Source organism: Vibrio anguillarum (assembly GCF_003390515.1).
GTDB classification, from domain to species: Bacteria; Pseudomonadota; Gammaproteobacteria; order Enterobacterales; family Vibrionaceae; genus Vibrio; species Vibrio anguillarum.
Genome location: NZ_CP031479.1, coordinates 1,611,353 through 1,623,074 on the forward strand (window position 1 = coordinate 1,611,353; position 11,722 = coordinate 1,623,074).

Annotated in this window: 12 protein-coding genes and 1 pseudogene; 5 read left to right on the forward strand and 8 right to left on the reverse strand. The window is 43.5% G+C overall.

The genetic code is table 11. From position 1 onward, the window contains the following. Positions 1-135 precede the first annotated feature (135 nt). A complete protein-coding gene (locus DD616_RS11405) occupies positions 136-978 on the forward strand; it encodes a DNA ligase (RefSeq protein WP_439144736.1) in 843 nt (280 codons plus the stop codon). 78 nt (positions 979-1,056) lie between these two features. Here the strand turns inward: DD616_RS11405 and DD616_RS11410 are convergent, their stop codons facing one another. From DD616_RS11410 to DD616_RS11420, 3 genes are all read right to left on the reverse strand, one after another. After that, positions 1,057-2,427, reverse strand: a complete 1,371-nt coding sequence (locus DD616_RS11410) for an MATE family efflux transporter (protein WP_208871697.1) — start codon at positions 2,425-2,427, stop codon at positions 1,057-1,059. A gap of 251 nt (positions 2,428-2,678) precedes the next feature. Next, a complete protein-coding gene (locus DD616_RS11415; RefSeq protein ID WP_010320526.1) occupies positions 2,679-2,882 on the reverse strand; it encodes a CPXCG motif-containing cysteine-rich protein in 204 nt (67 codons plus the stop codon). A 157-nt stretch (positions 2,883-3,039) separates the two neighbouring features. After that, entirely contained in the window at positions 3,040-3,906 is an 867-nt protein-coding gene (locus DD616_RS11420; protein WP_013856861.1) for a fructosamine kinase family protein, read from the reverse strand. A gap of 404 nt (positions 3,907-4,310) precedes the next feature. Here DD616_RS11420 and DD616_RS11425 point away from each other — a divergent pair, with 404 nt between their 5' ends. Then, positions 4,311-4,652, forward strand: a complete 342-nt coding sequence (locus DD616_RS11425; RefSeq protein ID WP_026027237.1) for a DUF3802 family protein — start codon at positions 4,311-4,313, stop codon at positions 4,650-4,652. A gap of 11 nt (positions 4,653-4,663) precedes the next feature. On the opposite strand, the gene DD616_RS11430 is transcribed toward DD616_RS11425, so the two are convergent. Further along, positions 4,664-5,176 (reverse strand): C40 family peptidase, encoded by a 513-nt coding sequence (locus tag DD616_RS11430; protein WP_194661834.1) that lies wholly within the window; start codon positions 5,174-5,176, stop codon positions 4,664-4,666. Between the two features lie 58 nt (positions 5,177-5,234). On the opposite strand from DD616_RS11430, the gene DD616_RS11435 reads away from it, so the two are divergent. Next, positions 5,235-7,310, forward strand: a complete 2,076-nt coding sequence (locus DD616_RS11435) for a methyl-accepting chemotaxis protein (RefSeq protein WP_017050513.1) — start codon at positions 5,235-5,237, stop codon at positions 7,308-7,310. Between the two features lie 37 nt (positions 7,311-7,347). Here DD616_RS11435 and DD616_RS11440 read toward each other — a convergent pair whose 3' ends face one another. Then, a complete protein-coding gene (locus DD616_RS11440; RefSeq protein ID WP_208871698.1) occupies positions 7,348-8,139 on the reverse strand; it encodes a sterol desaturase family protein in 792 nt (263 codons plus the stop codon). Positions 8,140-8,231: 92 nt separating this feature from the next. Here DD616_RS11440 and DD616_RS11445 point away from each other — a divergent pair, with 92 nt between their 5' ends. Then, positions 8,232-8,969, forward strand: a complete 738-nt coding sequence (locus tag DD616_RS11445) for a tRNA-uridine aminocarboxypropyltransferase (RefSeq protein ID WP_208871699.1) — start codon at positions 8,232-8,234, stop codon at positions 8,967-8,969. Positions 8,970-9,125: 156 nt separating this feature from the next. Beyond that, positions 9,126-10,037 (forward strand): N-acetylglucosamine kinase, encoded by a 912-nt coding sequence (nagK, locus tag DD616_RS11450; RefSeq protein WP_170900404.1) that lies wholly within the window; start codon positions 9,126-9,128, stop codon positions 10,035-10,037. Positions 10,038-10,116: 79 nt separating this feature from the next. On the opposite strand, the gene DD616_RS11455 is transcribed toward nagK, so the two are convergent. From DD616_RS11455 to mobA, 3 genes and pseudogenes are all read right to left on the reverse strand, one after another. After that, positions 10,117-10,392, reverse strand: a complete 276-nt coding sequence (locus DD616_RS11455) for a DUF2960 domain-containing protein (protein WP_026027239.1) — start codon at positions 10,390-10,392, stop codon at positions 10,117-10,119. A gap of 198 nt (positions 10,393-10,590) precedes the next feature. Further along, positions 10,591-11,103, reverse strand: a pseudogene (gene mobB, locus DD616_RS11460) (molybdopterin-guanine dinucleotide biosynthesis protein B); the annotation flags it as partial. After that, complete coding sequence (mobA, locus tag DD616_RS11465; RefSeq protein ID WP_026027998.1) at positions 11,100-11,687, reverse strand: molybdenum cofactor guanylyltransferase MobA; 588 nt, start codon at positions 11,685-11,687, stop codon at positions 11,100-11,102. The pseudogene mobB and the gene mobA, both read right to left, overlap by 4 nt. Positions 11,688-11,722: the final 35 nt, after the last annotated feature.

Sequence of the window (11,722 nt, forward strand, 5' to 3'; positions counted from 1 at the left end):
TCTATGTAATAAGCTGTTTTTTAGAGATGATTGAGTATGAATTTCATCGCAATTTATCTTGTTTATGGTTTTCATATGAGTGGTACGTGCTAAGTATGTACCACATTTTGATTGATCGAGCCTGATGGCATGCAACTGAAACTATCGCTACTCTCCATCGCTTTATTGAACACAATTCCTGTCACTGCAACGGAAAACTCTCAGATGTTTATTCCGGTCACAGCAGCCAATAGTTACCAACATGGCATTGATGTTGCTGAGTATTGGAAAAGTGAAAAACTGGATGGAATTCGCGCCGTCTGGAATGGACAATATCTTCATACGCGTAATGGTAATAAGATCAATGCGCCTGCTTGGTTTACTGCACCATTACCTAATAAAGCATTAGAAGGAGAGCTTTGGGCTGGACGAGGTCAGTTTCATCACGTTCAACAAACGGTATTGGATACCATACCAACCGATGAAGCGTGGCAAAGCATCCGCTTTATGCTGTTTGATATGCCCGAAGCGATCGGTGACTACCAAAAGCGATACCGCAATCTTATCCACTTATCCTCACTCATGAATGCTCCGCACATTACCTATATTGAACATTCATCAATTCACTCAGAAAAAGAGCTGCTTGGGTATTTAGACAACGTAAGTGATGGGCAGGGTGAAGGGGTGATGCTGCGAAAAATTAATGCCCATTACCAAGCCGGCCGCAGTAACGATTTACTTAAGCTTAAAAAACACCAAGATGCTGAAGCTACGGTCATTGGTTATAAACTGGGTTCTGGCAAGTACCAAGGTATGATGGGATCAGTGCTAGTGCGCTTAGAAAACGGTGTTGAGTTCTATATCGGCAGCGGTTTTTCTGATGAGATCAGAAATAATCCACCAAAGATCGGATCCATTATTACTTTTCGTTTTAATGATCTCACTGCAGAAGGAAAACCAAGATTTGCACGTTTTATGAGAGAAAGGCCAGCAATATAAATAAGGCCAGACAATGTCTGACCTTATTATTTCATCGCAACGCCTTTTCGCCACGTTGAAATTCAGAGAATCAAGCTGTTATTTCGATGCAAAATCGAGTTGCACGCTATCGGCTTGTTGATGCATCCAGTGTAAGCGGATACCCAGCATTAAAGCAGCAGAGGATAAGCCAACGATAAATCCTATCCAGAACCCACTGGCACCCATAGGTTCGACAACGAAATCTGTCATTGCTAATACATAGCCGGTTGGCAAGCCAATCATCCAATAAGCGATAAAGGTACGATTAAAAATAGCCGTCATGTCTTTATAACCACGTAGCGCTCCTGCTGCAACGACTTGAATCGCATCCATACATTGATAAATAGCCGCAAAAATAAGCAACTGCATTGCCATGGCTACAACGGCTTGGTTTTCCGTATAAAGCAAAGCCACATATTCACGAAATAGAACCGTTAACGTCGCCGTGATAATTGCAGTAGATAAACCGACTAACAAGCCAACCTGTGAAGCGATGGTTGCCCCTTCAATATTTTTTTCGCCCAGCTTATGGCCAACACGGATGCTCACTGCAGCGCCGATACTCATCGGTAACATAAAAATTAATGATGAGAAATTCAAAGCGACTTGGTGAGCCGCCACCACCAATGAACCGAGTGGAGCGACCAACAATGCGACCACAGCAAATAGAGTAACTTCAAAAAATATCGCTGCCGCCACAGGAAAACCAAGCTTGAATAAGCGAATTTGCGCTTTCAATTGTGGTTTATGGAATTCACCAAAGATATTAATGTGCGCCATGCGTTTAGAAGTGACGACATAAAACAGCAGCATAAAAAACATCAACCAATAGACAATTGCCGTCGCCACACCACAACCTACACCGCCTAGCTCTGGTGCGCCAAATTTTCCGTATACGAAAATCCAGTTAAGTGGAATGTTAACTAATAAGCCCGCGAAACCAATCACCATAGCGGGTTTCGTCAGTGAGATACCATCCGTGAAACTGCGCAATGCTTGAAATAGTAAATAAGAAGGTACGGCAAACATCACGGCGTACATGTACCCGTTAGTTTTTTCAGCCATCAACGGCTCAATATCCATCCACCCCAAAATCCATTGAGTTTGAAAAAGAACACCAATAATGGGAATAGAGACAAACAACGCTAGCGCTGCACCTTGCTGTATTTCAAAAGGAATTTTCTTTTGCCGCCCTGATCCGTTGAGTTGCGCTACAACAGGAACCAACGCCATTAACAACCCAACACCAAACAGAATCGAAGGTAGCCAAATACTCGCCGCGATCGATACCGCAGCCATATCAATCGCACTCACACCACCTGCCATGACGGTATCTACAAAGCCCATTCCAGTTTGAGCAATAGAGGCAATCAACACAGGTGTTGCCAATTTGATTAAATTTGAAGCTTCTTGTTTATAACGATGCACAAATATCTCCAGAGGAAGGACAAGCAAAAATCGCGACCAATAATCAACTTATCGCGTAGGCATGGATGATAAAGAAATGTCACACTAAGCTCCATGAAAAACTGATGAAATTACCTAATGTTTATTGGGAAGGTTGCTCGTCGCGCTATATGCGGTGAAATCTATTTCAGACAAAGCTTGATTAGGCTAGATAGGGGGCTTGGCGTGTTGCACGTAACCATTAAGAAGAGCGCTTGCCAAGCGCTCACTTTTTAAAAGATTTGTTCATCATCGGCATCAACAAACAACTCTATTTTGTCTAAACGTTCATCGACCATCATATTGAGATGAATCGCATGGCAACAGGCGGGGCAATCGTCATAAAACTCTTGGCTACCATTTGATGCATCTAGGGTGATCCGAATGGAATGACCGCAGTGAGGGCAGTTGACCATTCTTTCCGTATAATTTTTCATATCTCTTTCCTTACATCCTTGGAGATACCTTAATACTAAGTCGCTAAGTTCCTTTAAGCGGCAAATTAAGTTCAAACTTTGAATTGGCCCATAAAACAACAAAAGAGCCATTTATTAAGGCTCATTTGTTGTCTATACAGCTCGGTTGTTTACACCGTTAAAAGGAGAGGATTTTCTTGATCAAACTTTCCGCTTCGACCAGATAGTGGCCACCAAATTGATTGTAGTGATTGAGGACATGATAGAGGTTATAAATATTCTTACGTTCCACATAGTCCAAACTCAAAGGTAAGATACTCTCATAGCCTTGGTAAAACTCAGGTTGAAAACCTTCAAATAACTCTGTCATTGCGATATCGCATTCACGATCACCCCAATAACAGGCGGGATCGTAGCAAATTGGACCAAATACAGAGTTTGCCACATTCCCGTGCCACAAATCTCCATGCAGCAGAGATGGGCGAGGGCTATGGTTAGCTAAGCGAGATTGGACAACATCGACCAACTCGCCGATATTGAACAACTCAATTCCTTTTTCACGCAACAATTGCAATTGCCAGCCGATACGTTGTTCCGCAAAAAAACGACCCCACTTTTTGTCCCACGGATTTGGCTGCAAAGTGGAACCAATATAATTGTCTGCATCAAACCCATACTCTTTTTGTTCTCCCCATTGATGCAGTTTGGCCAGTTGTACACCGAATTCATAGCTGTTCGTCGCGTTATCTAGGGGTTTGGTTGGTAGATAGTTTAAAACAATGAAAGCATGATTTTTACTGGTTCCAATCATCACTAGCTCGGGAACCTGTACTGTTGACGTTTCACGAAGCGAACGTAGGTTTTCACCCTCAATCTCAAACTTAGCTAAGAAGTCTCGTGTGTTTACTTTAACAAAATAGCGTTGCTCGCCATCGCTGATCATGTAGCAATCACTAATGTCACCACCGCTGACTTTTTCTTTTTCAACAGGGTTAAATTCAAACATGAGCGTATCGGATAACTGCTGAATGAGAGTTTGCCACATAACGACCTCTGCCTTGATTTACTTAATAATTCGTAGTTTAGGTCATGGTTACGAATATTTCAGAAGTGCGTGACACATAATTTAGCCACTTTCCTTTTGAGGGAGCACCAATGCTCATAAATGTGATTAAGTGCAAGAATTTGCAGATGCGAATACAGAAATAGTATTAAAAATAACGCTATATTTTCCATAAGTTGATCTTGCTTAGGTGCTAGTAACCCAATTTATAGGATGGCGTATCCTACTTTGGGGAAAATAAATGCTCGTGAAATAGATGCTTATCAAGAAATCGCGGGAAATTTGAACGTCTAAACTATCAAATCTGTGAAAATGGGCTGACATGGCTTAGTATTATTGAAGGTACAGTGATTACTAGCAATTTAGCGGTAAAGCGGAGAATTAAAGTGGTTGTAGAAACCGATGGTTATTTGGCTCTGATAGAGCATCTCTCTTTTAATATGGATGTGTTCACATCAGGCGGAGATATTGGCGCTGAAAGTGTAGAAGATGTTGTGACCGACATGGTTTCAAGCAACATCATGGCTATTTTTGAACAAAACCCTGAGCTACATTCCAGTGTTCGATTCCAGTTGCTCAAAGAAGCCGATTCTGTAGTGGAAGATCTTGGTGAAGTATTGGCGGGTGTTTGGAGTAAACCTGCGACCAATGAACAGATCCTTTTTCTTGATGAATACATCGCCTTAGTGAAGAATCTGTTCGATACTGCCGTTGCGAAGTACGACTAATTGAAGTATGACTAATCAGAGTTAGGCGGGCTTATAATCCGCCTAAATTGCCAGAATTTAGAAGCCCAATAGGGGTTATCGATTCTTGAGATCATCACACCTTTAGACGTAGAGGCGTGCATGAATTTTTTGTCTCCTAGATAGACTCCAACATGATTGCTCGTCCTTGATGTTCTAAAAAAGACCAAATCCCCGCGCTGCGCATTTTGATAATTTACCTCAAACCCCGTTTGACTCTGTGAGCGTGTGGTTCGTGGTAGAGGGATCTGCCATACATCTTTAAACGCTATTTGCACAAATGCTGAGCAGTCGACTCCGTTCAACGTTTCACCACCTAATCGGTACGGCACTCCTTGCCAGCGCTGAAAAACCGTGCCTAATCCATCGTCTTTATCTTGGACAATTGACAGAACCTCTTCTTGAGTAACATAAGTAGGGCCAGAATTGGACGAAATAGGCGATCCTACGCAACCCGTTAGCACACTAGTTATTGATAATGCGAAGAGTATTGGACTTTTAATCATTTATCATCCCAATGAAATGTAACTGAAACATTTTTGAAATATTGCATTCCTACTATGGTTGAGCCTTAACACATTCTCTAATCACTTAGTTGCATTTATCATGAATTCCTCAATAAATAATCGACATTCACTGTCGTTGATTCAAACCATCAGTGCCATTTTCATCACGATGACGTTACTGGTGGTCCTTTTATCCATCACCAGTTTAAAAAGCATCGATAAGGTAGGGCTACAGTTTTCTGGATTGTCTGAACAAACACTACCTTTGGCATTAAATAATGCAAGGTTGACGCAAAATATATTAGAACAAGTACAATCTCTCGGAGATGGCATCCGCACAACGGAATCGGCAGAATTAGAAGCGGTAAACCAGCAATTAAGCCACTTAAACCAGCAGACTGACCAACTTACTGACCAGCTTTTCTCCATCGCTACTCGTATCGGTAACGCGATTACTCAAGATCATCAAGTGTCGTTACGCAGCAAAAGTGCGGCATTTCAGCAGCTCACCTATTCTATTTTATCAACGCAGGCCTCTTTGCTTGAACAGCAGAATGCTATCGATAACGCCGCCACCGCGTTTCGTTACGGATTAAGCTCCATTGGACCGGAGATGAACCGGATCAGTTCATTTCTCGCATTAGATAACCCGGAATCGATGGATGCGGCTAACCGCTTTATTGCCAGTGCAAGTTCGATGGAAAGTACCTTCTTACTGTTAATGATGCAAAACGATCCTGAACAGGCCAAAGTGCAATTTAAAGAAATCCGTAATCGCATGGCGGGAATTGAGCTAGCCTTTGATGATTTCAAAGAGTGGCATCCTGATGTTATGGAGTTTGCAAGCCTGACGGCACCTTATGAAATGGTTAAAGCGGGTTTTGTTGAGCATGGCATTTTAGCACTGATCTTAAATAAAATTGAGCAAGCACAGCAGCAGCGACAAGAAATGGCACAAGCTGCGCAGCTAGCCAAAGACACGGTAGCACTGCTAAATACGATTTCTGCCACCGCAAGTGAGTTGATCAAACACAGTGAGAACGTGGTTCATGACGCAATGCTAATGGTTAAGCAAGTACAATATACTGGCGGCATTATTCTGGTCGCTTTGGTTTTACTAGCATGGCTAGGGTTACGCCACTGGCTAAAGCTGGGGCTGAATAACTTATTGGCCAAGCTTGCATTATTAACTCAACACGATTTTTCTCAACCCGCTCGCTTGATTGGCCCGAGTGAATTTAAAGAAGTTGCTCTACAACTAAACCAAGTTATTGAATCAACAAAATATTCAATTTCTACCGTAACGCGCAATTGTGAAATGCTCTACCAAAATGCCGAAACCAGTCACGATGCAGCCGATAAATCCAACCGCAGTTTAGCCGCACAAAATGATTCGTTGGTTAACATGGTTTCCACCGTGAGTGAGTTGGAATCGGCGATTCGGAATATCGCGCTTGTGACCAGTGAATCTTATGAAGAATCAGTGGCTGCCAGCCAGTTTTCTACGCAAGGGGTGAAAGTGGTAGAACAAAACCGTGTTCGCTTGGAATCTCTTGAAAATACACTGCATTTAAACGATGAAGCAATGCACGAGCTTGACCAGCGCGTGAAGAAAATTCGCGAGATGGTGGATATGATCAGCGGTATTGCTGACAGTACCAACTTACTGGCGTTGAACGCCGCGATTGAAGCGGCAAGAGCTGGCGAACAAGGGCGTGGTTTTGCGGTTGTAGCCGATGAAGTACGCAAATTGGCCAGCGATACATCACAGCAAACCACCAATATCCGAGACATGATGAATGAACTCACCAATGCAACGCAGCGCTCTCGTCAAGCGGTATCGGATTCGCGCCAAGAGATGAGTAATGCGCTGCAATCAAGTCAAGAAGTCAAAACAACATTTGAGCAGATAGAAAAAGCAGTGGAACAGATTCGTGCTCGAGTTGAGCAGATAAGCGTTGCAACAGAAGAACAAGAACGAGCGACGGCCGATGTAAGTCAATCTATCAGCCAAGTTTCATCGCAAGGTGAGCAAACCAAATTACAGCTTGAAGCCATGGTCGAAAGTTCAGAGCAGGTGGCTGAAGTTGCGGGTGAACAGCAGGCTATGTTGCATAAATATACGCTCAACTAGCTTATCCAGCGCGGATTTCTGTATTTTCATGACGTTGTCACTTTTTTCTAAATGGTTGGGTAAGCATTTTATCCAACCACTGCTCACGCTTCTCTCGAAAGAGTGGTAGGCCGATAATGACCTGCTTATGGCCCAATTCTGGCTGCGTACGATAAGTACGAAATAGCCGATCCCAACATGACAAGAAAAAACCAAAATTGGAGTGAGTTTCTCGCACAATGACTGAATGATGCACCCGATGCATGTCAGGTGTCACCACCAACCAACGAAGCCAACGGTCCATTTTCAACGGTAATTTTGCGTTACTGTGGTTAAACATCGCGCTCGCATTGAGCACAACCTCAAATATCAATACCGCGAATGGGCTGACACCCAAAATGATCACGCAAGTGATTTTGATCCACAAAGAGAGGATCATCTCAAGTGGGTGAAACCGCGAGCCAGTGGTCACATCAATATCTTGGTCAGCGTGGTGCATGCGATGTAAACGCCATAACCAAGGAGAGAAGTGAAAAAGCACATGCTGGGCGTAAATCACGCCATCAAGAATAATAACTGACAGCGCAATTTCAGCCACTTGTGGTAAATCCACCCAATTAAAAAGACCAATCGAGTCTTGCTGCGCCCAATAAGCCGCTTCAATGGCTAACACTGGCATCAATAGCGATAAGCACACGCTATTTAAACCAACCAAACCTAAATTATTCAGCCAGCGAGTGGCTTTACTTTGGGTGAGTGTTTTACGTGGGCAAGACCATTCCCACAGCGCACAAAGCATAAATACAGCGAAAAATACGCTCAAACGGATCAATTCAGGGTTCAGGTTCATGCTTAATGGCTCATCTTCAATGGTCTTGTGCTAGGAATCTGCTTGTACTGTAAGTACAATCGGCAGCACTTTCCAGCTTGCCGCCCTGATTTATGAGAATCCACGCATTTAACCATTTGTTCCAACATCGCTTAGCGTTATCGACCAAACCTTTTCAAGCTCGTGGTGCGAAAGTTGAACGTTGCGCCTATTGTCAGGTCGCCACGCAATACTGCTTATGCGGCCATCAACCGGATATGGATATGGATACGGATATCGCAGTATTACTGCTGGTTTCTGAAAATGAAGTATTTAAACCCAGTAATACTGGTCGACTAATTGCCGATGTGATTAAAGAAACTTACGTTTATCAGTGGAATCGCACCGAACCTCACGCGGAAATGCTAGCACTGTTGAATAATCCCGCTTATCAACCAGTCGTCATTTTTCCCGAAGTGTATGTGGATGAAAAGCCTCGAGTAATGCAAAGCCCTCCCAGCGCGCACGATAAACGCAAACCACTGTTGATATTGCTTGATGGAAGCTGGCGCGAGGCAAGACGAATGTTTCGTAAATCACCTTATTTGGATGCGCTTCCGGTGATGTCTATCGCACCTAAAAGCGTATCGCAATATATGATGCGTAAATCTGATAATGAGCAGCATTTATCAACGGCTGAAGTGGCGTCATTGGTATTGGCTGAAGTGGGTGAGCATCAAGCCTCTCTACTATTAAGCCAATGGTTTGAAGTGTTTCGGGAAAGTTACTTGCTGAGCAAAACCCGCCTAAAGCATGATTTGAGCAGGCCAGTCTTGAAACGTTTCATCGACCAGCAGCAAAGCGAGACGTGACTCTAAAGTTGATCGATTCGGTGATGAGTAATTGTTCAATCGAACCTATAGACCAGATAAATTGGTACTCGGTCACGGATTGTAGGCTGAGCTCTGTGGATAATGCCCAAAGTTTTATTTTTAGCTCATTGATGAGCAAATTTTAGGAGAGATTGCATGTACTACGGCTTTGATGTCGGTGGCACTAAAATTGAGTTTGGTGCGTTTAATGAGAAGTTAGAACGCGTAGCAACGGAGCGCGTTCCTACCCCAACAAACGACTACAATCTGCTAGTTGAAACCATTGCGCAGTTGGTGAGTAAATATGACGCGCAATTGGGTGTGGAAGGTAAAATAGGCCTTGGCCTACCAGGTATGGAAGACGCTAATGATGCTACGGTATTAACCGTCAACGTTCCTGCTGCAAAAGGCAAACCATTGCGTGCTGATTTAGAAGCAAAAATTGGCCGCAGCGTGAAGATTGAAAATGATGCAAACTGCTTTGCACTTTCTGAAGCATGGGACGATGAGCTGAAAAATGAGCCTTCGGTTATGGGCCTAATTCTCGGCACAGGTTTTGGTGGCGGCCTTATCTATGAAGGGAAAGTGTTCTCTGGCCGTAACCACGTCGCAGGGGAGTTTGGTCATATGCGTCTGCCTCTTGATGCATGGTTACATCTTGGTGATAACGCGCCGATGCTCGGCTGTGGTTGTGGCAAGAAAGGATGCTTAGACAGTTATCTCTCTGGCCGCGGTTTTGAGCTATTGTACGAGCACTATTATAGCGAGCACAAAAAAGCGATTGATATCATTCACGCCAATGAAGCAGGTGAAGCGAAAGCCGTTGAGCATGTTGAGCGCTTTATGGAACTACTTGCCATCTGTTTTGCCAACATTTTCACAGCCAATGACCCACACGTTGTTGCACTCGGTGGCGGTTTATCAAACTTTGAATTGATCTACCAAGAGATGCCTAAACGCGTACCGAAATACCTGCTTTCTGTCGCGAAATGTCCGAAGATCATCAAAGCAAAACATGGTGATTCAGGCGGCGTACGTGGTGCGGCTTTCCTTAATATCAAATCATAAAATCAAACAAAAAGGGCCTATAATCAAACGGGCCCTTTTTTATATCAGTCAAAAGTTAACTCTTTAACCTAAGTTCTGTTTATTTGGTGTTAGCACCTTTTTTACCCACACCTACGTTTTCTTTTTGTTGCAGTGTTAGCTTGCTAAAACCTAACTTTTTAAAGTGGTTATCGCGGTAATTGCGTACCGCTTTTGCGTCAGAAATCATTTCCAGCTGCTGTTCCATTTTTAAAAAATCAGTAATATCAATACCTTCTGCTTCGGCTACTGCTTCTTGAATGTTGTGATGCTTTTCGTAAGAAAAAGTCAGCGTTTTATCTTCATTTTTGTAAGTGTACAAAATGGTGCGAGCCATGATCATCTCTCTAAAATCGTCATTCCCAATTTCGGGAAAATAAACAAAGGCTGATCGCTTACTATCAACCAATTGAAAATGGGGGCGTTGGCAGCGCTGAAACATGACTAACCAACATGTAATGGGCTAGATTTTGCCTTTAAGTGGGATAATTGTCACGCTTTCACCACTGAAATAGCGCAGGATATTTCATTTACAACGCTGTACATATTCAATGACAAACGCCGCTATTGCATCGAGATCATTGATGTTCATCTGTGGTAAAGCACTTTTCACAACTTCATCCGCGGCGATAGCGATGATATTTTCATCATTTGGATATAGCCAAGGTTTACCCACTTCAGCACGGTGCAATTCAATTTTTGGAAAGGTGAGGTTTTTACACCCTTCAACTAAAATTACGTCGAGTTTATCGCAATCAAAGCGAGACAAAAGATATTCGAAATCGGGTTCGGCTTCTGGCGTCTCAGTCATCATGGCATGACGATAGCGCGATGCAACTAACATCTGGCTTGCCCCCGCTTTACGCAGCCGATGGCTATCTTTACCTGGTTTATCAATATCAAAATCGTGGTGCGCGTGCTTAAGTACGCCTAATGTTAGGCCTGCTGCTCTTAACTTGGGCAATAAGGCTTCAAGCAGGGTTGTTTTTCCTGTGCCAGAGTAGGCCGCAAAACCAAGCAAAGGGCATGAAGGCGCTTGATATTTCATGATGTCAAAGTTCCAAATTGTGCCAGATCTTGAGGCGTGTTGAGATTCAAAAAGCAGTTTGGCGAGTCGCTAAAGTCAACGTAATCTGTGTGGCATTCTTGATAAAGACGGGTGATTTTTCTCTCGCCACGTTCTAAAAATGCAGTCAGTGTTGGCAGCACACGTTGGTGAATAAGGGTGAATACGGGTTGAGCGAAGTGACCATCATGGGCGACTAAAATATCATGCGAGTCTTGAGCAGCATGGCAAAAACGCGCAACAAGATCGTCATTGATCAACGGGCAATCGCAAGGGACAAATCCGACCCAATCGGTTTGTGCATGGGTTAACCCTGCCTGAATTCCAGCGAGTGGACCGGGATAATCAGCCATGGTATCGGAAATGACAGGCGCAAACTGACGATACTGTGCATGGTTACGATTAGCGTTAATCGTCAGGTTAGTAGATTGCGGCTTAAGCTTATTCATGACATGTTGAATCAAAGGTTGGCCATTGAGTTCAATCAGCCCTTTGTCTTGTCCACCCATACGGCTGGCTTGCCCACCCGCTAAAATAACCCAACTTGTTTGTGTGGGAAGTAACATGAAATGTCTCTTAATTGTGCGATGAGAAGAGCGCC

What these genes read in the sequence shown, in the direction of transcription:
- DD616_RS11415 (WP_010320526.1), bottom strand. Translation starts at nt 2,882, where the DNA reads ATGAAAAATTATACGGAAAGAATGGTCAACTGCCCTCACTGCGGTCAT.
- DD616_RS11420 (WP_013856861.1), bottom strand. Translation starts at nt 3,906, where the DNA reads ATGTGGCAAACTCTCATTCAGCAGTTATCCGATACGCTCATGTTTGAA.
- DD616_RS11430 (WP_194661834.1), bottom strand. Translation starts at nt 5,176, where the DNA reads ATGATTAAAAGTCCAATACTCTTCGCATTATCAATAACTAGTGTGCTA.
- DD616_RS11440 (WP_208871698.1), bottom strand. Translation starts at nt 8,139, where the DNA reads ATGAACCTGAACCCTGAATTGATCCGTTTGAGCGTATTTTTCGCTGTA.
- DD616_RS11445 (WP_208871699.1), top strand. Translation starts at nt 8,232, where the DNA reads ATGAGAATCCACGCATTTAACCATTTGTTCCAACATCGCTTAGCGTTA.
- nagK (WP_170900404.1), top strand. Translation starts at nt 9,126, where the DNA reads ATGTACTACGGCTTTGATGTCGGTGGCACTAAAATTGAGTTTGGTGCG.
- DD616_RS11455 (WP_026027239.1), bottom strand. Translation starts at nt 10,392, where the DNA reads ATGGCTCGCACCATTTTGTACACTTACAAAAATGAAGATAAAACGCTG.
- mobA (WP_026027998.1), bottom strand. Translation starts at nt 11,687, where the DNA reads ATGTTACTTCCCACACAAACAAGTTGGGTTATTTTAGCGGGTGGGCAA.